Origin of the sequence: Flavobacterium sp. RHBU_3, assembly GCF_046613565.1 — a bacterium.
GTDB lineage: Bacteria > Bacteroidota > Bacteroidia > Flavobacteriales > Flavobacteriaceae > Flavobacterium.
Map to the genome: position 1 here is coordinate 313836 of NZ_JBKJHC010000004.1, position 20430 is coordinate 334265.

At 43.9% G+C, this 20430-nt stretch carries 19 protein-coding genes; 8 read left to right on the forward strand and 11 right to left on the reverse strand.

What is annotated here, in order from left to right:
- Window positions 1–67 precede the first annotated feature (67 nt).
- The 3 genes from ACLI1A_RS07795 to ACLI1A_RS07805 are packed head-to-tail and all read left to right on the forward strand — an operon-like array spanning window position 68 to window position 1570.
- Window positions 68–601: a TlpA family protein disulfide reductase gene (locus ACLI1A_RS07795; RefSeq protein WP_411407838.1), complete on the forward strand. Its 534-nt coding sequence runs from the start codon at window positions 68–70 to the stop codon at window positions 599–601.
- A gap of 11 nt (window positions 602–612) precedes the next feature.
- Window positions 613–1227 (forward strand): thioredoxin family protein, encoded by a 615-nt coding sequence (locus ACLI1A_RS07800; protein WP_411407840.1) that lies wholly within the window; start codon window positions 613–615, stop codon window positions 1225–1227.
- A 31-nt stretch (window positions 1228–1258) separates the two neighbouring features.
- Window positions 1259–1570, forward strand: coding sequence for a rhodanese-like domain-containing protein (locus ACLI1A_RS07805; protein WP_411407842.1), 312 nt, complete (start codon window positions 1259–1261; stop codon window positions 1568–1570).
- 59 nt (window positions 1571–1629) lie between these two features.
- On the opposite strand, the gene ACLI1A_RS07810 is transcribed toward ACLI1A_RS07805, so the two are convergent.
- Complete coding sequence (locus ACLI1A_RS07810) at window positions 1630–2193, reverse strand: hypothetical protein (RefSeq protein ID WP_411407844.1); 564 nt, start codon at window positions 2191–2193, stop codon at window positions 1630–1632.
- 10 nt (window positions 2194–2203) lie between these two features.
- The gene (locus tag ACLI1A_RS07815; protein WP_411407845.1) at window positions 2204–2785 is read right to left on the reverse strand and encodes a hypothetical protein; all 582 of its coding nucleotides are present in this window, start codon (window positions 2783–2785) and stop codon (window positions 2204–2206) included.
- 306 nt (window positions 2786–3091) lie between these two features.
- On the opposite strand from ACLI1A_RS07815, the gene ACLI1A_RS07820 reads away from it, so the two are divergent.
- Both ACLI1A_RS07820 and ACLI1A_RS07825 read left to right on the forward strand, forming a co-directional pair.
- Window positions 3092–3877, forward strand: a complete 786-nt coding sequence (locus ACLI1A_RS07820; protein ID WP_411407846.1) for a DUF3050 domain-containing protein — start codon at window positions 3092–3094, stop codon at window positions 3875–3877.
- A gap of 157 nt (window positions 3878–4034) precedes the next feature.
- Window positions 4035–6059, forward strand: coding sequence for a M43 family zinc metalloprotease (locus ACLI1A_RS07825; protein ID WP_411407848.1), 2025 nt, complete (start codon window positions 4035–4037; stop codon window positions 6057–6059).
- 103 nt (window positions 6060–6162) lie between these two features.
- Here ACLI1A_RS07825 and ACLI1A_RS07830 read toward each other — a convergent pair whose 3' ends face one another.
- The 3 genes from ACLI1A_RS07830 to ACLI1A_RS07840 all read right to left on the reverse strand — a co-directional run bounded on the left by ACLI1A_RS07830 (window position 6163) and on the right by ACLI1A_RS07840 (window position 9028).
- The gene (locus tag ACLI1A_RS07830) at window positions 6163–7212 is read right to left on the reverse strand and encodes an NAD(P)-dependent alcohol dehydrogenase (RefSeq protein WP_411407850.1); all 1050 of its coding nucleotides are present in this window, start codon (window positions 7210–7212) and stop codon (window positions 6163–6165) included.
- Window positions 7213–7295: 83 nt separating this feature from the next.
- The gene (locus ACLI1A_RS07835; RefSeq protein ID WP_411407852.1) at window positions 7296–8003 is read right to left on the reverse strand and encodes a LytR/AlgR family response regulator transcription factor; all 708 of its coding nucleotides are present in this window, start codon (window positions 8001–8003) and stop codon (window positions 7296–7298) included.
- On the reverse strand, window positions 8000–9028 hold the full coding sequence (locus ACLI1A_RS07840) for a sensor histidine kinase (protein WP_411407854.1): 1029 nt from the start codon (window positions 9026–9028) through the stop codon (window positions 8000–8002). Before ACLI1A_RS07840 ends, ACLI1A_RS07835 begins: the two co-directional genes overlap by 4 nt.
- 167 nt (window positions 9029–9195) lie before the next feature.
- On the opposite strand from ACLI1A_RS07840, the gene ACLI1A_RS07845 reads away from it, so the two are divergent.
- From ACLI1A_RS07845 to ACLI1A_RS07855, 3 genes are read left to right on the forward strand one after another with little or no spacing between them, the layout of a single operon-like run.
- Window positions 9196–10578 (forward strand): TolC family protein, encoded by a 1383-nt coding sequence (locus ACLI1A_RS07845; protein ID WP_411407856.1) that lies wholly within the window; start codon window positions 9196–9198, stop codon window positions 10576–10578.
- Window positions 10579–10588: 10 nt separating this feature from the next.
- Window positions 10589–13810, forward strand: a complete 3222-nt coding sequence (locus ACLI1A_RS07850; protein ID WP_411407858.1) for an efflux RND transporter permease subunit — start codon at window positions 10589–10591, stop codon at window positions 13808–13810.
- 1 nt (window position 13811) lies between these two features.
- Entirely contained in the window at window positions 13812–14903 is a 1092-nt protein-coding gene (locus ACLI1A_RS07855; protein ID WP_411407860.1) for an efflux RND transporter periplasmic adaptor subunit, read from the forward strand.
- A 128-nt stretch (window positions 14904–15031) separates the two neighbouring features.
- Here ACLI1A_RS07855 and ACLI1A_RS07860 read toward each other — a convergent pair whose 3' ends face one another.
- The 6 genes from ACLI1A_RS07860 to ACLI1A_RS07885 form a co-directional block, all read right to left on the reverse strand.
- Complete coding sequence (locus ACLI1A_RS07860; protein ID WP_411407862.1) at window positions 15032–17302, reverse strand: cation:proton antiporter; 2271 nt, start codon at window positions 17300–17302, stop codon at window positions 15032–15034.
- Between the two features lie 124 nt (window positions 17303–17426).
- A complete protein-coding gene (locus ACLI1A_RS07865; RefSeq protein WP_411407864.1) occupies window positions 17427–18161 on the reverse strand; it encodes a LytR/AlgR family response regulator transcription factor in 735 nt (244 codons plus the stop codon).
- On the reverse strand, window positions 18130–18882 hold the full coding sequence (locus ACLI1A_RS07870; protein ID WP_411407866.1) for a sensor histidine kinase: 753 nt from the start codon (window positions 18880–18882) through the stop codon (window positions 18130–18132). The genes ACLI1A_RS07865 and ACLI1A_RS07870 overlap by 32 nt, the downstream gene beginning before the upstream one ends.
- Window positions 18883–19269 carry a rhodanese-like domain-containing protein gene (locus ACLI1A_RS07875; RefSeq protein ID WP_411407868.1) on the reverse strand — a complete coding sequence of 129 codons (387 nt, stop codon included), beginning with the start codon at window positions 19267–19269 and terminating at the stop codon, window positions 18883–18885.
- Between the two features lie 70 nt (window positions 19270–19339).
- Window positions 19340–20122 (reverse strand): alpha/beta hydrolase, encoded by a 783-nt coding sequence (locus tag ACLI1A_RS07880; RefSeq protein WP_411407870.1) that lies wholly within the window; start codon window positions 20120–20122, stop codon window positions 19340–19342.
- A 27-nt stretch (window positions 20123–20149) separates the two neighbouring features.
- Window positions 20150–20428, reverse strand: coding sequence for a GNAT family N-acetyltransferase (locus ACLI1A_RS07885; RefSeq protein WP_411407872.1), 279 nt, complete (start codon window positions 20426–20428; stop codon window positions 20150–20152).
- Window positions 20429–20430 lie beyond the last annotated feature (2 nt).

Sequence of the window (20430 nt, forward strand, 5' to 3'; positions counted from 1 at the left end):
TTAAAGGGGGATATAAAGGGCAAGTTTGTAGTAATTTAAGACCTGCTTAGGCAATAAAATATTTATTATGAAAAAACTTTTTTTTGCAGCTGCGGGCGTAGTTGTAATTGCTTTTTTATCAGCGTTTTCGGGCACTCCCGTTAAAGGTGAGCCAAAACCGGTACAGGTGTTTACTAACGGAAAAACTACAGTAAAAGCATACGAATGGTCGGGTTTAAGCTACTTTTTAAACCGTGATACCGATACTACTTATGTGGTTAATTTTTGGGCTACGTGGTGTATTCCGTGCGTGGAAGAGCTGCCAAACTTTGAAAAACTTGCCGAAAAATACAAGAATGAAAAGGTAAAAGTGATACTGGTAAGCCTGGACATGCCAAAAATGGCACAAAACCGCCTGCTGCCTTTTATAGAAAAGAACCAGCTGAAAAGTAAGGTAATATTAATGCGCGACCCGGACCAGAATACCTGGGTGCCTAAGGTGAGTACCGACTGGAGTGGCGCCATACCGGCCACCGTTATATATAATAAGAGGAAACGCAAGTTCTACGAGCAGTCGTTTTCATTGGCCGACCTTGAACTGGAATTGAACAATTTTAAATAACAGACTATATTATGAAAAAAGCTTTCAAATTTTTGTCGCTGTTCCTGGTAGTAGGAGCGCTTGCGGCTTTTACAACAACAGATACCGTTGCCGGATATAAAGTAGGGGATACCGCTGCCGATTTCAGCCTGAAAAACGTAGACGGTAAAAAGGTAAGCCTTAAGGATTTTAAATCGGCTAAGGGGTATATCGTGGTGTTTACCTGTAACCACTGCCCGTATGCTAAGGCGTATGAAGACCGCATTATAGCGCTGGACAAAAAATACAAATCGCAGGGTTACCCGGTTATTGCTATTAACCCTAACAACCCGGATAAGGTAGCCGACGACAGTTTTGACAACATGGTGGCCCGTGCCAAAGAAAAACACTACAGCTTCCCTTACCTGCTGGATGAAGGCCAAAAAGTGTTTCCGCAGTATGGCGCTACTAAAACACCACACGTTTATGTGCTTCAAAAAACAGCTAACGGCAATGTGGTAAAATACATAGGTGCTATAGACGATAACTACGAAGATGCTGCTGCTGCCAAAGAAAAGTATGTAGAAAACGCGGTTAACGCACTACTAAAAGGTAAGGATGTTACTGTAAAAGAGACAAAAGCTATTGGCTGTTCTATAAAAGCGTAATACATTTGCGGTATCAAACAAACAGCAAAAAATGAACTTATCTCAGGAACAATGGTGGGAAGGCACACAGAATGAAGCCGATGCGGTTATACTGGATGTGCGTACTCCCGAAGAATGGAACGACGGTATTATACCGGGAGCCATTAATATAGATATTTATCAGGGGCCGGCTTTTATGGAAGCCATAGGCGAACTGGATAAAGATAAAAGTTATTATGTATACTGCCGCTCGGGGGCGCGTAGTGGTAATGCCTGCAACATTATGGGGCAGCTGGGCTTCCTTAAAGCCTACAACCTTAATGGCGGTATTATGAACTGGGATGGCCCTGTGGTACAACCATAATAATGTTATTGTCTTAAAAAAATAACAGGCTGCTTATCTTATATAAGCAGCCTGTTTTGTTATTTAGCGGTAACCGTACCCTCGGGTGTAACTACCAGCATGGTATAAATCCGTTTAGAGTAATTCAGGCTCAGCATTAAATCATGCCTGTGCTTCTCGTTTGGTATATTTTCTATGGTAGCTTTACTCCTGTTGTAAACAAGGTTAGCCAGTGCATTAAGGTTTTCCGTCGTTTCAAAATCTTTGCACGTAGATAACAGCTTATAAAACGAATTGAAATTTGGCACTAAGCTGCTTCGTTTGGCTTCCTGTTGTAAAAAGGCCATTTTCTGTGTATTATTATAGGTGTCCTTTATACGTGCACATATAATATCGTACCACATGCTGCTAAGCGTGCCGGCATACGTACTTTCGGCGGCGGCCATATCTTTTTTATACATTTTTTGCAGTTGTGCTACGCTATAATCCTTACAGTTAGTATATACTGTACAAATGCGTTTGTTTACCGGTATTTTCATGGCATCCCATTGTTCTGTCTGCATAGCAGATAGAGCGGTCTGGTCTGCGGTACAGCCCGTAAGCATCATGCTCACTACAGCCATTAGTACAATAACCTTCTTCATAACCTAAGGATTAGATTTTATTTTCGGCACTCATAAGCATGGTAAAGTTGCGTTTTGCTATTTCCAGGTTACGGGTGTATCGACCGGCACGTTCGGTATCGGTAAGCTTTAGGGCTGCAATTTGTTTTTCATTCTTTTTTGCAATATTGTCGGCTAATGTTATCAGCTCATCTTTGGCAGTAAAGTCGCTGCACTGATATAGCAACATGTATACGGTATCATATTCTGCCAGCAGAGGTTGTGCATCATCGGCCTGGTGTTTTACAAAGGTTAGCTTGTCGGCATCGGAACCGCTAAAGTACAAATGCCCAAAAATATGCCGTACCCAAATGTTGCGAAGGGGTTCGTCATAACCGGGTTCTGCATTGGCTATATCTTCGTGGTACATTTGCTCCATTTCGGCGAGCGAATAGTCGGTTCTGCCTTTCTCAAACATTTTGTTCACCTGCATTCCTTTTGGTATAGGATCTCCCACTACGTGGTAAGATACTTTTGCCTGTGTATCGGTTTGGGAAATGTTTTCGCGCTCGGGTGAGCAGGCTGCGGTAAGCGCTATAATGGGTAGCGCCATACCTAAAAAGTAGTGTTTCATAATTGGGTTTAATTGGTAAGTGGATAACAACCATAAACTTACGTAAACAAAACGAACAATAAAAGTTAAAGTTTATGTTAATGTTTTATTGCGGTTATCTTAAAATAGTTATCAACAAAAACCATGTAGTTAACGATTTCGTAAATCCATTTAGATAATTTGGCAAATATTTTAGCAATTTTGGCGTTCATTTAATAGAATGATACTACAATCAGGCATTATCTTTGTATTACCAAATACAAAGGCAACGACCAAAACTAAAAAAATGCCTGAAGTATATTTTGTTTGTATTTAAAAACTGGTGCTATGAACATTAATACCATAAACAGCGCCCTGGCCCCCCAAAGGGAAAAGCTGTTAAACCATCCACTTTACGAAAGGGTGAAGACTGTGGAAGACCTGCGTTATTTTCTTGAAGGACATGTATATGCCGTGTGGGATTTTATGTCGCTATTAAAGGCATTACAAGCCAAGCTTACCTGTACCACGGTGCCGTGGCTGCCGGTGGGTAACCCTGAAATACGCTACCTTATAAACGAAATAGTACTTGCCGAAGAAACCGATATTAATATTGAAGGTAAAAGGCAAAGCCATTTTGAAATGTACCGCGATGCCATGCTGGCCAGCGGAGCCGACGTAGATGGTATAGACAGTTTCCTTGCTGATGTAGAGGAAACCCAGAATATTTTTGTATCTATTAAAAAGAGCCCGCTGCACGATAATATTAAGCAGTTCCTTGATTTTACCTTCAGGGTAATAGACGAAGGTAAGCCTCACGAAATTGCAGCTGCATTTACCTTTGGGCGTGAAGACCTGATACCGGGTATGTTTACGGAGATATTACGCAATTTTGAGGCTAATTTCCCGGAAACCGACCTTAGTAAACTTATATACTACTTTGAAAGGCATATAGAGCTTGATGCCGATGAGCACGGCCCTATGGCTATGCAAATGGTAACTGAACTATGTGCTAATAATCCTGAAAAGTGGAACGAGGTACAAGAAATTTCTGTACAAGCCCTTGAAAAACGTATAGGTTTATGGAATGCCATAGAAGAGAAAATGATGCATAACCATATGGCGTCTATTTAAATTTTAAATAAAAAGTTGTAATATGCTGAAGCTGCACTGTTTAGTGCGGCTTTTTTTAATTTTTTTTCCTACAAAATTTGACTTTTACAAATATTGAATGATATTTGCAGCAAAGGACCTGATAAAACATTTATAATCAATTATTGCCAATCGCCCCATGAAAAAAATTACCTTACGCTCATGGATGGTTGTTGCTGCCGGTTTAGTAACACTTGGTGCCTCTGCCCAACAAAAACAAACCAAAGTAAAGCACACTGCCATACCTAACTATGCAAACCATTGTGGTACCACGGTACACACAGAACGCCTTAATGCAGCTACAAACGGAAAATACAATGACCAGCAGTTTGAAAGCTGGCTTGCCGGAAAGGTAGCCGACCTTAAAGCCCGAAATGCTGCATCTAAATCAACGCTAAATACAAATACTGTAGTTACTATTCCGGTAGTAGTACACGTAATACACGACGGAGATGCTGTAGGCACCGGAGAAAACATTAGCGCGGCGCAAATACAATCGCAAATTACAGTACTTAACCAGGATTACAGCCGCCAGGAGGGAACTAACGGGTGGAACGATAACCCTGTGGGTGCTGATATGGAAATACAGTTTTGCCTTGCCCAGCGCGACCCGAACGGCCTTGCCACTACAGGTATTGTGCGCTACAATATGGGTGATGCAAATGGTTTTGAAATGACCGAGATGGACACTACCATAAAACCGGCTACGATTTGGGATCCGGAACAATACCTTAATATATGGGTGGTAAAAGATATATACGTTGAAGTGTTTGGTGTACAGTTGCCACTGGCAGGGTATTCTGCTTTCCCTACAATGTCTGGCCTTGATGGCCTTGACGGCCTTAGCACTGAAGCAGATGCAGACGGGGTAGTAATAGGAAGCATGTTTTTCGGTTCGCACCAGATATATCCTGAAGGAACATATGATGAAACGAGGAACCTGGGGCGCACAGCTTCGCACGAAATAGGACACTTTTTCGGACTTAGGCATATATGGGGTGACGGTGACTGCGATGTAGACGACTATTGTGAAGATACCCCGGTAGCAGCAGATGCTAACTCAGGCTGTGTTGCCGGCACCGACAGCTGCCCGGACAGCCCGGGACTGGACATGATAGAAAACTACATGGACTACACTGACGATATGTGCCAGAACATTTTTACGCAAGACCAAAAGCTGCGTATGCAGGCGGTATTACAAAACTCGCCAAGGAGGTCTACCCTGGCAAGTTCATTAGGTTGCCAGCCGGGTATTACGTATGATAACGACGGCTCGCTGAACATTAATGCAGTAGATATTGCCGGATGCAGCACTAACTACACCATACGCCTTAACCTTGCCAATGCCGGTAACAGCACGCTTACAGCTGCCGATATTAATTATGATATAGACGGTACACCATTAACCTATGTATGGACGGGCTCTTTAGCGCCGGGTGAAGAAACTGAAATTCAAATACCTATGGAAGGTGTTGCGGGCAGCCACATGCTAAATGTAAACATACTTACGGTTAACGGTGGTGGTGACCAAACAGCATTAAACGATACTAAATCGAGAGCATTTTCTATTACTGACCCGGTTACTGCTATAACACAACAGATTACATTAACCATTCAGGCAGACGACTGGGGTGATGAAATAGCCTGGACACTTACAGGCAGTAACGGATATTCTTTATCGGGTGGTCCTTATGAAGATAACTATCTTGATGTACAAACCATTACCGTAGAGCCAAATGTATGCTATACCTTTACTATCACCGACGAATATAACGACGGTATCTGCTGTGCAGAAGGTGAGGGGTACTATCTTATAAAAACTGCCGAGAACGTAGAGCTGGCTACGGGGGGTGATTACGGCTCAGGAGAAACGAAAACCTTTGGTATACTTGAGGAGGTAAACGGTGTAGACAGCAACAAGCTAAACAGCGTAAGGTTGTTCCCTAACCCTGCTAATACCACGATTAACTTTGAAATTCCTGCTAATATGACAAATATGCCGGATAGCTATACCATATACAACAGCCTGGGCCAGGTAATGGGTAATGGCGCTGTTACTGCAGGCAGGCAATCTGTTAACGTAGCAGGTTTTGCAAACGGGGTTTACTTTGTAAAACTAAACGGAAGCAACAACAGCCAGACACTACAGTTTATTAAATACTAACAGTATCTGAGTTTTATAATACAAAAGGCTGCCCATATGGGCAGCCTTTCTGTTTTTATTGGGGTAATTGTCGTTGCTAAAAATAACAGCCAGCCGTATAAAATTAATTCTTCATAGAAGCCATATCAATAACAAAGCGGTATTTTACGTCGCTTTTCATCATACGGTCGTAGGCTTCATTTATATAGCTCATGTCTATTACTTCTACGTCAGACGTAATGTTGTGCTCGGCACAGTAGTCCAGCATTTCCTGGGTTTCTTTAATACCGCCTATAAGGCTGCCCATAATGCTGCGGCGTTTCATTATTAACGACATTGCCGGCGCTGTAGATGGAGTAGGAGGTACGCCAAGTACCACCATAGTACCGTTTTTACGAAGCAGGTTCAGGTAAGTGGCATATTCGTGCTGTGCCGATATGGTGTTTACAATAACATCAAAGGTGTTAGTAAGCGATTTAAGGGTAGCCGGGTCGGTAATAAGCGCAAACTTATGTGCGCCCAGTGATTTAGCATCGGCCTCTTTGCTCGGGCTGGTGCTCAGCATGGTAACTTCGGCACCAAATGATGCTGCAAATTTTACAGCCATGTGTCCAAGGCCGCCAAGTCCGAGTACGGCTACCTTATGGCCTTTACCTACTTTAAGATGACGTAGCGGAGAGTAGGTAGTAATACCGGCACATAGCAGCGGTGCTACTCCCTCCAGCGGAAGCTTATCGCTTACGTGCAGGGCATAAGCTTCGTCTACACTAATGCTGGTGCTGTAACCGCCATACGTAGGTATGGTAGTACCACGCTCGTAGCTGTTGTAGGTACCTGTCATGCCTTCTTCGCAGTAGTTTTCTTCACCTTCAAGGCAGCTCTGGCATTTACGGCACGAGTCTACAAAGCAGCCCACACCGGCAAGTTCGCCTACTTTAAAGTTGGTTACTTCGCTGCCTATGGCTACAATGCGACCCACAATTTCATGGCCCGGAACTACAGGGTATTTGGCAGGGCCCCATTCGCTGCGTGCAGTGTGTATGTCGCTGTGGCATACACCACTGTACAATATATCTATCTGTACCTGGTGCGGACCAAGGTCTTGCCTTTCAAAATCAAACGGCCGTAATGGCGTAGTGGCATCATATGCCGCATAAGCGTTTACTTTAATCATAATTGTTTTAGTTTGTTAGGTTATTTATTTAAGCTATCAGCTTTTAGCCATTAGCTATCAGCTAATTCAAAATTTAAAATAACTCACCGTTGCAGTTTCTCTGCAAGCTCCCTCCTGTAGGTAATGCCAATAGGAATATCGGTACGTTTTATAACTACATGGTCGCGGTGTACCTCGTCTACTTTATCTATGGCAATAATAAACGATTTATGCGCCCTCATAAAGTTAGCCGGGGGCAACAGGTGCTCCAGGTCGTTAGTGGTAATGGTAGCAAGGTAATACCGCTTTTGCGTAAAAATCTTTACGTAGTTGCCGTAGCTCTGCGCATAGAGTATCGATGCCAGTTCTATCTCTACAGTATCGCTGTCTACCTTTACACTTATGGTACCCTTTACCTCGGCCTGTAATTCGGCAGGAGAAGCATCGGAAAGTTCCAGGTAGCGCTTAACCGATTTTACAAACCTGGGATGAAAAATAGGTTTTAGCAGGTAATCCATAACGCCATATTCGTAGCTTTCCAGTGCAAACTCGCTGTAGGCAGTAGTAAGTACGGTTTTGGGGCGCTGTTTTAGTTTTTTTAGTAAGTCCATTCCGCTTATGCCCGGCATGTCTATATCCAGAAACATAAGGTCGATAGTATTGTTTTGCAGGTATTCCAGGGCTTCCACGCCGTTATAACACTGGTGCACCAGTTCCAGGAAAGCATCTTGCTTTATGTAGTTTGCCAATACATAATGTGCGGCGGGTTCGTCGTCTACAATTATACAGCGTATGGTTTGTTGTGGCATCATAAGCGTTTTAACTGTAATTGTAAATGTACCGAAAAAATACCATTTTCCTCTACATCAAGTACGTAGTTATTACCATATTGCAGCTTCAGGCGTTCGGTAGTATTGCGCATCCCTATGCCGGTACTCACCACATCGGGCTTTTTCTCGGGCATGGAGTTCTTTACATAAAAATCCATTTTACCCTCGCGCACTTTCATGGATACGTCTACAAAACTGCGCTCTATAGTGCTGGTACCGTGTTTAAAGGCGTTTTCTACAAAGCATATCAGCAGCATGGGAGGTATTTTGTAAGCGCCTTCGTCGTCTATATCAATATTAAACTGAATATCGCAGCGGTAGCCCACGCGTTCTTTTTCCAGTTCGGTATAGCTTTGCAAAAAGTTTACCTCGTCGTCCAGTGGCACGCAGTTGCGCTCGTTGCTTTCCAGCTGGTAGCGCATCAGTTGCGATACGTGCATAATCAGGTTTGGTGTACGGTCCGGAAACTGCAGGCTTATGCCGTACAGGGTATTAAACGTATTGAATAAAAAGTGTGGGTTCAGCTGTTGTTTCAGCGAGTTCAGCTGTGCCTGGTTGTACAGTATTTTTTCGCTGTCCAGTTTTTTACGGTCGCGATAGAATTTAAAAATCAGCGTTACCGATATGATGCATACCAACGTAGCCACCAGTGTAGCCGTTTGGAACCAATAGCTTTTTTGCTGCGATGTTTTATACAGGAAACAGTTTCGGTAAATCCAGTTGGTGGTAGCCTCGTACATTATTACCGAAAAAACACCCACAAGTACGGCGCTTGCCAGCAGGTACAGCCAGGGTTTGTGTTTTTTTACCAGCAGGGGCAGCAGTACAAAACGGTTTATCTGGGCGTGGCCATACAGCATACAAAAGTATAACGACCCGCTCCACATGCCTTTCCACGAACGGATAAGGATCCAGTCGTTTAGTGTAAAAAGGATAAAGCAGAACACCAGTATAAGGAGTTCCTGCCACCATGGGTTTTCCACTATTTTAGTAAAGGTACGTTTCATCGCCAAATTAAAATCAGTACAAAATAACTACATATTATGGAACAATGGTGCTTTTCCGTGACGAATTGAATTCATCATTTAAACGGAATTAAACGACCGTTTAAAAAAAATGCCTCCTTACCTTTGCCCTACGATTTTTCAAAACCCTTACTTAAACATCATTTACAATGCACGCAAAAAAGATCATGCTGCTTTTTTTGCTTCCGGTAATGTATACGTATGGCCAAACGCTTACCCTGCGCGATGCTATAGATACCGGAATGGCAAATTACGGTTTGGTTAAAGCCAAGGAAAAATACGCCCAGGCTTCTAACGAAACGGTAAAGCAGGTTAAACGCGACTATTTGCCAAACCTCAATCTATCTGCCCAGCAGGATTACGGTACCGTAAACGGACAAAATGGCCCGGCGTACGGTTTTGGCGGACTTGGTGTGGCCTCATCGGGGCTGCCACTGGCCGAACAAAACTGGAATGCTGCCTTTGGGGCGCTTTACCTGGTAAACGTCAACTGGGATTTTTTCACTTTTGGACGTACCAAACAACGTATTAATGTGGCTAAGGCCGATGCCGAACGCCAGCAAAAAGACTTTGAGCAGGAACAATTCCAGCAAAAAGTGCGCATAGCAGGTGCTTACCTTAACCTGCTTGCCAGCCAGCGACTGGTTATTTCGCAACAAAAAAACCTGGACAGGACAATTGTTGTGCAAAAAAATGCAGCAGTACGTGTAAAGAATGGCCTGCTGCCGGGCGTAGACTCTACACTTGCCTCTGCTGAGGTATCAAGAGCCAAGATTTCACTGAACCAGCTTAAAGAGCAGGTAAAAATGCAAAATGCCGAACTGGTACGCCTCCTTGGGGTAGAACCAAAAGATTTTGCAGCCGATACTACCATGGTGGTACGTATACCCAAGGCCATACTTACGGGAGAATCGGAAACAGGGGAACAGAACCCCATACGCCTGTTTTACAAAAGCCGAGTAGACTACAGCGCACAACAGCAAAAGGCATTCAGCCGCGAATATTGGCCCACATTTAGCCTGTTTGGTGTATTCCAAACGCGTGCTTCGGGCTTTAATTCAAACTATGCCAGCGACCAAACGTCGTACACCCAAAACTATTGGGATGGTATAAACCCTACCCGTCAAAACTATCTTGCCGGTGTAGGCGTTACCTGGAACCTTACTAATATTATGCGTTCGTCTAAAAAGGTGAGTGCACAAAAGCTGATTACCGAAGGGCTTCAGGAAGAATATAAGGCAGTAGATAATCAGCTTAAAGCCCAGCTTGATGCTGCCAATGCCCGTATAGGTTTTGCAATGCAAAACTATCAGGAGGCGCCGCGACAGGTAAGTGCTGCCCAGCAGGCTTATGTGCAGCGTACCACCCTGTACAGGAACGGCCTTACTAACCTTGTAGACGTTACCCAGGCACTGTATACGCTAAACCGCGCCGAAACAGACCGCGATGTTATATATACCAATGTGTGGCAGGCGCTGCTGCTTAAGGCTGCTGCATCGGGCGATATTAACCTGTTTATAAACGAACTGTAATTACCTTACCATGAATTTAATACGTTTTGCGCTACGCAAACCCATATCGATACTGGTGCTGGTAGCCGGGCTCTTTTTCTTCGGGATAGGAGCTATAAGGGATATTAAGGTAGACATCCTGCCTAAAATGAACCTGCCGGTTATATATATAGCGCACCCGTTTGGTGGTTATACGCCAGACCAGATGGAATCTTATTTTGCCAAGAACTATGTAAACATTATGCTTTTTGCCAACGGTGTAAAAAGTATAGAGACTAAAAACATACAGGGGCTTACCCTGATGAAAATCAGTTACTACGAAGGTACAGACATGGCTCAGGCCGCTGCCGAGCTTAGTGCACTTAGTAACAGGATTCAGGCGGCATTTCCGCCGGGGTCGCAGCCACCGTTTGTTATCCGGTTTGATGCCTCGTCGTTACCGGTAGGACAGCTGGTACTAAGCAGTAAAAGCCGTACCAATAACGAACTGCAGGATTTGGCAAACGTATACGTACGTGCTTCGTTTACCAATATTCCGGGGTTGCTGTCGCCACCTCCATTTGGGGGTAGCCCGCGTACCATAGAAATTAACGTAGACCCGGCCAAGCTGAATGCCTATAACCTTACGCCCGACCAGATTGTAGAGGCTATAAGGCTTAACAACCAAACGGCGCCATCGGGTAACGTAAGGGTGGGGGATATTAACTACCTAACCCCTACAAATAACACCATTAAGGAAGTTAAGGACTTTGAAAAAATACCGTTGTTTAAAGGCGGCGTGCAAAACCTGTACCTGGGCGATGTAGCATCGGTTAAAGACGGTGCTGATATTACTAACGGTTATGCCCTTGTAAACGGCAAACGATCAGTATATGTAAGTATTGCCAAGGCGGGTGATGCTTCTACCTGGGATGTGGTAAAAAACCTGAAGGCAAATATGCCTAAGATACAAAGCACATTACCACCCGATGTGTCTATTTCATACGAGTTTGACCAGTCGGTGTACGTTATCAACTCGGTTAAGAGCCTTATTACCGAAGGTGCCATAGGCGCTATACTTACGGGGCTTATGGTAATATTGTTCCTGGGCGACCGCCGTGCTGCGCTTATCGTTATCCTTACCATACCTATTTCGGTAATATCAGGTGTGTTATTCCTTAAATTGTTTGGGCAAACCATTAACCTGATGTCGTTGAGCGGACTTGCACTTGCTATAGGTATCCTTGTAGACGAAAGTACGGTAACCATAGAAAACATTCACCAGCACCTGGATATGGGTAAACCCAAGGCATTGGCCATATGGCATGCCTGTAAGGAAATAGCCCTGCCTAAGCTGCTTATCCTGTTGTGTATACTGGCGGTATTTGCACCGGCATTTACTATGGCGGGTATACCGGGTGCACTGTTTTTACCACTGGCTATGGCTATTGGTTTTGCCATGGTTATTTCATTCCTATTATCGCAGACGTTTGTACCCGTTATGGCAAACTGGATAATGAAAGGCCATGGGCATGAAGAAAGTCATGGCCCACATGAAAAAGACTATATCCATAAGGATGAATTTGCCGAACGCGAAGATTATGACGTAGACGGTAAGGTAAAAGGCTTTGATAGGTTCAGGCTTGGTTTTATGAAGCTTATCGATAAGCTGTTGCCTAAACGTAAGTTTGTAGCCATACTCTACCTGCTGGTTATTAGTGGGCTTGCGGTATTAATGCTGAACGTAATAGGGCAGGATGTGTTCCCTAAGGTAAACAGCAGCCAGTTTCAGTTGCGTATGCGTGCTGCTTCGGGTACGAGGATGGAACGTACCGAGGAGAAAGCTCTTAAAGTACTTAAGGTAATAGAAAATACGGCGGGTAAAGACCATATAGGTATATCGTCGGTTTATGTGGGTACCCACCCTTCATTGTATTCTGTTTCGCCAATTTATATGTTTATGTCGGGTCCTCATGAGGCAGTGTTCCAGGTGGCGCTAAAAGACATGCACACCGATATGGATGCCTTTAAAGACCTGCTGCGCAAAAACATAGGTAAAGAAGTGCCGGGGCTTACACTTTCGTTTGAGCCTATAGAACTTACCGATAAGGTACTGAGCCAGGGTTCGCCTACGCCTGTAGAAATACGTATTGCAGGTAAAAACAAGAAACTGAACGAAGAGTATGCCAATAAGATTATTGCGCAGCTGAACAAAAAGGATTATTTCCGCGATGTACAAATAGCACAGCCTATACATTACCCGGCACTTAACATAAACGTAGACAGGGTAAAGGCAGCGCAGGTAGGTGTAGACATGAGCGATGTTTCGCGTTCGCTTATAGCCAGTACATCGTCATCCCGTTATACTGAGAAAAATACCTGGATAGACGAGAAAGCCGGACTTTCGTACAACGTTCAGGTGCAGGTACCATTGGATAAAATGAGTACCGAGCAGGATATAAACAGCATACCGATGCTTAAAAACTCGGTACGCCCGGTACTGGGAGATGTAGCTTCTATTACCTATGGCGATACCCATGGCGAAAATGACAACCTTGGTGCCATGCCTTACATATCGGTTACGGCTAATATAGACCATACCGACCTGGGTACGGCAGTTAAAGACGTAAATAAAACCATAGCCGGCCTGGGCGAACTGCCACGCGGATTGTTTATAGAACCTATAGGTTTAAGTAAGGTACTTACCGAAACCATGGGCAGCCTGGAAAGCGGGCTTCTGGTAGCGGTGGTGGTTATCTTCCTTATGCTGTCGGCTAACTTCCAGTCGTTCCGTGTGTCGCTGGTTATTCTTACTGCGGTACCTGCGGTGGTACTGGGGGCAATACTATTGTTATTAGCTACCGGCAGTACGCTAAACCTGCAATCGTACATGGGTATCATCATGTCAGTCGGGGTGTCCATTGCCAATGCCGTATTGCTTGTAACCAATGCCGAACACCTGCGCAAGGAAAATGGCGGCGATGCCCTTAAAGCAGCCCGCGAAGCAGCTTCTATACGCCTTAGGCCAATTATAATGACCAGTGTGGCCATGGTGGTGGGTATGCTTCCTATGGCGATAGGCCACGGCGAAAGCGGTGAGCAAACCTCGCCACTGGGACGCGCGGTAATAGGCGGACTTGTGTTTTCTACCATTACAGTACTGGTTATATTACCTGTTATCTTTGCATGGGCGCAAGGTAAAGCCACTACACAAAGTCCATCATTAGACCCTGAAGACGAACAAAGCAAACATTATGTACCTACACAATCATAATATGAAAAAGATCACCTTACTATCATCGGCAGCATTGTCGCTGCTGTTACTATACGGCTGTGGAGAAAAGAAAGAAGAAACTGCAGCACCCGAACCTGAAAAAACAGTAACCGAAACTTTTGAACTTCAAAAGGAAAAACTGTCGAGCGAAATACGCCTTCCGGCAGAATTACAGGGTTTCCGCCAGGTAGACCTGTATGCCAAGGTAGCCAGTTATGTAAAAGAACTTAAGGTAGACATAGGCAGCCAGGTTAAGGCAGGCCAACTGCTTATAGTGCTTGAAGCCCCTGAAATCAGTTCGCAGATAGCAGCTGCACAGAGCAGGCTGCATTCGGCTGAGGCGGTGTATACGGCAAGCAATGCTACCTACAACCGCCTGCTGGAAACCAGTAAGGTAGAAGGAACCATTTCTAAAAACGACCTGGATATAGCGCTTTCGCGAAAAAGCAGCGACTATGCCCAGTTTCAGGCGGCTAAGGCTACCATGCGCGAACTGCAAACCATGCAGGGTTACCTGCAAATCCGTGCCCCGTTTGACGGAGTGGTATCGGCGCGTAATGTAAATACGGGTGCTTATGTAGGCCCGCAGGGCAAGGGTAGCGACCTGCCGTTGTTTACCGTACAGGACCAGGCCAAGCTTAGGCTTGCCGTACTGGTTCCTGAGGCGTATACCGGTTACCTTTCGGATGGTGACAACCTGAGTTTTACGGTAGGTTCGCTTCCCGGAAAAACATTCAACGGAAAAATTAAACGTATGAGTGGTGCGCTCGACCTAAAGCTGCGTTCTGAGCGTGTGGAAATGGATGTAATAAACAACGATAAGAAATTGCTTCCGGGTATGGTGGCGCAGGTAATACTGCCGCTAAATGCTAAAGACAGCACATTTGTAGTACCTAAATCGGCTGTGGTAAACAGCGCTGAGGGTATTTATGTAATTGGTGTTAAGGATAATAAATACCATCGTACTACCGTTGTTAAAGGCAGGGAGTTTGGTGATAAGGTAGAAGTGTACAGCGACAGCCTTACAGTAAACCAAAAACTTGTGAAAGCAGCCAGCGAAGAAATGAGGAATGGCGACGCTATAAACCAATAATATTTTTTACATACATCATAAATAGTAATTTTTTGTTTGGTTGGAGGCCCTGCTTTAGAGTGGGGCTTTCATTTTTTTATGTACAAAGGGCTGCCATTGGCAGCCCTTGATTACTATAAATACGGTTATTATTTCTTCATTATTAATAACGACGGTGTATCGTTAAGCCATTCCGCACCCAGTTCTATCTGTTTTTTCCAGCTTTCCTTGCTTATAATAAGCAGGTCGTTGCTTTGCAGTAGCTCTTTCTCTATTTTCTTGTTGCTTATCAGTTGTATGTGGTTTGGTACCACCTGTTCTACACTGCGGATGCTTTCTTTTATCTGTGGGTTGTTTTTTATGGCACCATCGGCGTCCAGTATGGTAACCTGCGATCCTGCATTGGCTATAAGCTTATGGGCATATTCTATAAGGAAAGCGTCCTCAGCATCAAAAAGAACCAGTAGGATACGGTCGGTTCCTGTAAAGTTTTTGTCTACAAATATCCCTACCGGAGTTTGCGTTTTGGTAAGTATCTGTTGTGTTTTATCGTCAAAGGGAGAATTTTCAAATAGTTTCTCCTTTCCGGTAACGGTATTCAGCAGGTTTTCGGGGTTGATGATACGGGTGGTAAATCCAAGTATTTTACCCAATAATGTTCCTTCAAATATTGACTGGCCTATGTCAATTAATACCAGGTCGAATTCGCCCTTATTTGCTACAACGGCTACATCACTGTCTACATCACTTGTGGCTTTAAATAGCGTGGTAACGTGCTGTCCCAGTTCTTCGGCTTCGGCTAAAATGGGTTTAAAGGCGTCCTCCTCATATTCCTGAAGGTTAAAGGTGTGTATTTCGCTGCTTTGTGGTACGTGCATGGCAGTAACCATAGCATTGGTTTTCATTTTTGCCACCATGGCATGAGCCAGTCTTAGCAGGGGTTTTCCGCTTTCTGGGCTGTCAAAGGAAAACAGTACCTTAAACCTGCTTGCCTGCCGAATTTCGGTAGGGATGTAATTTTTTCCACGGTTAAATATAAGGCCAATAATGTCGAGCAGTGGGCCGGTCATAAAGGTTGTGGTTAGTGCCATAATAACCATCATGGAAAATATTTCCTTAGAAAGTACACCCAGGTCAAAACCTATGTTTAAGACTATCAGTTCCATAAGCCCGCGGGTATTCATAAGGGCACCTATGGTAAGGCTGTCGCGCCAGTTTTGCCCCACAAAGCGTGCCGTTATGGCGCTTCCTATAAATTTACCGGTAACCGCTACGGCTATAATAAGGCCGCAAACCTTCCACATTTCGGGGTCGTCAAGCAGGCCTATTTGTGTGCGTAGACCCGTAAAAACAAAGAACAACGGTAACAGCATTACCTGGCTTACGTCTTCTACCTTTTCAATGAATATGCTGCGGAACCTCATGTTTTCGGGCATAATGGCACCGGCCATAAATGCGCCAAACAAGGCGTGTATACCTATAACCTCGGTGGTATAGGCCGATATTAGCAGGGTAAGGAAAAATATGGCTACTACCTGTTTTGTTATGTTTTCTTTGTGCAGGTACAGCTCACCAATCCTTTTAAGAAATGGCCTTACTACAAACAGCATCAGTAAAACATAAAGTACCGAAAGGGCTATGATGTATAACGAACTTACAAATGAGCCGGCTTTTACAATAGCTATTACAGCAGCAAGTATACACCAGGCGGTAATATCATCGGCGGCGGCACAGGTAATAACCATGGCGCCTATACGCGTACGATGCAGGCCGCGTTCCTGTACTATACGTGCCAGTACGGGGAATGCCGTTATACTCATGGCTATGCCGAGGAATAACCCGAAAGAGCTGAAACTTACGCCTTGCGGGGCAAACTTGTTATATACAAAATAAGCCAGGATAAGCCCGAAGGTAAATGGGATTATTATGCTGGCATGGCTTATTACTACGGCGTCTTTTGCTTTGTTTCTAAGCACGTTGAGGTCTAATTCCATGCCTATAACGTACATGAAAAGTATAAGTCCTATCTGGCTCAGAAACTGAAGGTTGCCCATAGATTCGGGCGGAAAAAGCATGGCTGAGTATTCCGGGAAAAACGTACCTACTAATGATGGCCCCAGTACAATACCGGCTATCATTTCGCCTATAACGGTGGGCTGTCCCAGTTTTTTGCATATCCATGCAAAAATACGTGCTACAAATAATATGGTAATGATTTGCACCAATAGCAATGCCAATGGATGCGAAAGGTTATGAAACAACGTGTCTAAAAAACTATCCCATTGGTCTTTTTTACTGGTTTTTTCGGTAATAATACGGCTGGCTTCAAGTGTTTTGCCGTTTTTTAACGCCCAGTATATAAGAGCTGAGAATACCGCAATTACCACAGTATAGAAAATACTGTTTCTAAATTTTTTCATCAATGATAGTTTTTTAGCAGCACAATATTAGAACGCTTTTTTTAATTGCTCTACTACTAAAAATCTTTTTGCAGCAAACTCGGGAAAAATTGTAATGAAATCTTAAAATTGTCTGAAAAGCCTTTTAAACCCTTACTTTTTTTACAAAATCGTTGCGGTATATCTCACTTAGCGGAAATGTATAGTGGCTACCACTGGGCAACAGCTTATCGGCAGTAACCAGGTCGTGGGTATAAAACTGTACGTGCTTTATGGCTATAATGGCTTTTTTATTAATGCGGCAAAATTCTTCCTGTGGCAGCATATCCAGCAGTTTTTCAAACGAAAAGTTTTTTACCGTCATTCGGGTATTGTCGCTCAGCAGCAGTATTTTGTCCCTGCTATCTACATCACTGGTCATAAAGCAGAAAATCTTATCTGTGCTTATCAGCGCTTTTCCTTTATCAGTATTCAGCTGTATTTGTTTAGGAGCGGAGGGCGGAGTAGCGGTTGCATTGGCACTAAGGTACTGTGCTACTTTTTGTATGGCATGCTGCAGCCTGTCGGCCTTTACAGGTTTTACCACATAGTCTATGGCATCACGGTCAAAGGCGTCTACGGCAAAATTTTTATAGGCTGTGGTAAAAATAATGGCTTTACCCTTAAGGGCATCTGCTACCTGCAGGCCGTTCATTCCCGGCATTTCTATGTCGGTTATCAGCAGGTCGAAGTCCAGGTTAGGCGCTTCCTGCAGCAGTGTAAGCGGGCTGTTAAAGGCTTTAATAACTTCCAGTTCGGGTTGCTGTTCGCACAGCATTTTTAGCAGTGTTAGCCCAGGAAGTTCGTCATCAAGCAGTAAGCATTTTATTTTTGTGTTCAAGGAGGTTTATTTTTAGTTGCGCTACATACACATCTTCTTCGGTATAGCGGTCCAGTTTATAGCAGTTGTTGTACAGTATTTTTAGCCTTTGCTCCAAGGTGCTGGCACCTATGCCGCTGTGCTCTTTAAGGAAAGCCGATTTTGCCGAAATTTTGTTTTGTACGGTTATCGAAAAAATATTGTCTTTAAATTCTATGATTACCGATATAAAAGCATCGGGGCTTTGCAGGTCGGCGTGCTTAAAAGCGTTTTCAATAAGGTCTATAGAAATAAGCGGTGCCAGTATTTTTTCTTCATACAACTCATCCAGCTCGTCTATTTTTTTCTTTACAGAGATGGAAAACAGCGGACTCAGCTTTATTTTGTTTATTTCGATAAGGTTCAGGGCAAAGTCTATTTCCTCGCGCGGGCTTACAAACTGGTTTTGGCTTTCGTATAAAATATAATCCAGTACATTACCCAGCTTGTCCATAGCAAAGTATGTTTGATACGCATGACTTTGTATACTGTTCAGGATGTTTTTAAACAGGTGCGGATTCAGCCTGCTTTCCAGCGTTTGCAGCTGAAGGTTATTTGCCTTGGTTTCCAGCTCTACAAAGCGCTTTTCAACTTCCTTTTTTACTTTTTTAGCTTTTTTGTACCTGCGGTATAGCCACAGGCAGGCCACCAGTAAAATACCGGTAGATGCAGAAAGGATACTATTTAGCGTATGCGGATTCATTTATTTAGACACTGGTTTTCCGGCTTCGTTCCAGGCATCAATTCCGCCTTCAAGCTCTACAATGTGTTTAAAGCCTTTGCGCTCCAGTATGCTTACGGCCTCGGCACTACGCGATCCTGCTTTGCAGTACACATATACGGTTTCGCCGGTATCAAGGCTGTCCAGGCGTTCCTGGAAGTCTTTATCATAGATGTGCAGGTTTTTTGCACCTTCTATATGCCCTTCGCTATATTCTACGGGCATGCGCACGTCTATAAGCTGACCGGCATCGGCGGCCATTTCGGTAGCAAATGCAGCTGGTGGAACCTGCTCAGTACCTTTTTTCTCTTCTTTTTTGCAGGCCGATAATAGTACGATTGCTAGGGTGGCGGCTATATATTTCTTCATTGTAAAAGGCTGTAATTTTTAGGCAAGTTACAAAATAGTATTTAAACGGTAGTAATAGCTACTATGGTAGTTAAGCTTCTTCGTTTATATTTATTTCCAGCCATGCAAGTATAAATTCGGCCACATCCTGCCATCCGGGCTGGCGCAGCACCAGGTGGCTACGGTTACTAAACGCCTGATAGTGCGTTACCGAATGGTTTTTGTTGTACTTAATGTAGTTTTCGTAAACAAGAGATTGTGGTACTATATGGTCGTTACTGCCTGTGGTAAGCAACAGCGGGGGATGATGCTTGTTAAAATCCATTTTCGGAGCAGAGAAAAGTGCGTCGCGCAGTATTTTCCTCGATTCAGCGATGCAATACCTGTCGTAGTATTTTTGCTGTGCTTCGGTATCAAAGCCGTTAGTAAAGGTGTATTTCCAGTCGCTAAAACTCATCTTATAAATGGTTTTGCTAAACGGGAATAAGCCCAGAGGCTTTATTATGGATTTTAGAAACGACCACTCAAAAGAAAATACCCCTTTAGGAGGTGTTGAGTGAATGGCAATGCCAGCTGCTACCAAATCCCGGTTTACCAGAGACTGTACTATAAGCCCACCTATAGAATGCCCTATAACTATAGGCTTTTGTGGCATAGACATTATAACGCTTTCATAATAAGCTATAATGTCGTTAAGGTTTGATTTTGAAAAATTAACGTCATTTCCCGGTGCTTCAGCAGATGCTTCTTTTCCGGGCCATGATGGTGCCAGGGTGGTATAACCCTTAGCGGTGAAGTATGCCTTCCATTCGTCCCAAATGTCATGAGATACAAAGGCACCTGTAATAAATACTATGGTTTTAGTTTTGTTCATTTTATTCCTGGGGAGGAGAGAGATAGGTTAAGCTGCTAATACGTCCTGAATTTCCGGTCTGCGGTCGAACATTTTCTTCGCAAACGGACATTCGGGTATAATTTTTACATTTTTCTGTCGGGCAAAGGCTACCGCTGCATCCAGTAGGGTAGTACCTATACCTTTAAATTCGGGGTTGCCCACGGTATGTTCTATGGTAAAAGTTTCGGGGCTACTCCAGGAATACGTAAGTATACCGGCTTCCTTGTCATTTTCTATAGCCCTGAAAATGCCTTTTTTTCCGTTATCAGAGTGTTTTATCTGCATTA

Coding starts and splice junctions, on each gene's coding strand:
- ACLI1A_RS07825 (WP_411407848.1), top strand. CDS start 4,035: ATGAAAAAAATTACCTTACGCTCATGGATGGTTGTTGCTGCCGGTTTA.
- ACLI1A_RS07840 (WP_411407854.1), bottom strand. CDS start 9,028: ATGAAACGTACCTTTACTAAAATAGTGGAAAACCCATGGTGGCAGGAA.
- ACLI1A_RS07820 (WP_411407846.1), top strand. CDS start 3,092: ATGAACATTAATACCATAAACAGCGCCCTGGCCCCCCAAAGGGAAAAG.
- ACLI1A_RS07860 (WP_411407862.1), bottom strand. CDS start 17,302: ATGAAAAAATTTAGAAACAGTATTTTCTATACTGTGGTAATTGCGGTA.
- ACLI1A_RS07835 (WP_411407852.1), bottom strand. CDS start 8,003: ATGATGCCACAACAAACCATACGCTGTATAATTGTAGACGACGAACCC.
- ACLI1A_RS07885 (WP_411407872.1), bottom strand. CDS start 20,428: ATGCAGATAAAACACTCTGATAACGGAAAAAAAGGCATTTTCAGGGCT.
- ACLI1A_RS07850 (WP_411407858.1), top strand. CDS start 10,589: ATGAATTTAATACGTTTTGCGCTACGCAAACCCATATCGATACTGGTG.
- ACLI1A_RS07815 (WP_411407845.1), bottom strand. CDS start 2,785: ATGAAACACTACTTTTTAGGTATGGCGCTACCCATTATAGCGCTTACC.
- ACLI1A_RS07800 (WP_411407840.1), top strand. CDS start 613: ATGAAAAAAGCTTTCAAATTTTTGTCGCTGTTCCTGGTAGTAGGAGCG.
- ACLI1A_RS07880 (WP_411407870.1), bottom strand. CDS start 20,122: ATGAACAAAACTAAAACCATAGTATTTATTACAGGTGCCTTTGTATCT.
- ACLI1A_RS07875 (WP_411407868.1), bottom strand. CDS start 19,269: ATGAAGAAATATATAGCCGCCACCCTAGCAATCGTACTATTATCGGCC.
- ACLI1A_RS07845 (WP_411407856.1), top strand. CDS start 9,196: ATGCACGCAAAAAAGATCATGCTGCTTTTTTTGCTTCCGGTAATGTAT.
- ACLI1A_RS07855 (WP_411407860.1), top strand. CDS start 13,812: ATGAAAAAGATCACCTTACTATCATCGGCAGCATTGTCGCTGCTGTTA.
- ACLI1A_RS07795 (WP_411407838.1), top strand. CDS start 68: ATGAAAAAACTTTTTTTTGCAGCTGCGGGCGTAGTTGTAATTGCTTTT.
- ACLI1A_RS07805 (WP_411407842.1), top strand. CDS start 1,259: ATGAACTTATCTCAGGAACAATGGTGGGAAGGCACACAGAATGAAGCC.
- ACLI1A_RS07810 (WP_411407844.1), bottom strand. CDS start 2,193: ATGAAGAAGGTTATTGTACTAATGGCTGTAGTGAGCATGATGCTTACG.
- ACLI1A_RS07830 (WP_411407850.1), bottom strand. CDS start 7,212: ATGATTAAAGTAAACGCTTATGCGGCATATGATGCCACTACGCCATTA.
- ACLI1A_RS07870 (WP_411407866.1), bottom strand. CDS start 18,882: ATGAATCCGCATACGCTAAATAGTATCCTTTCTGCATCTACCGGTATT.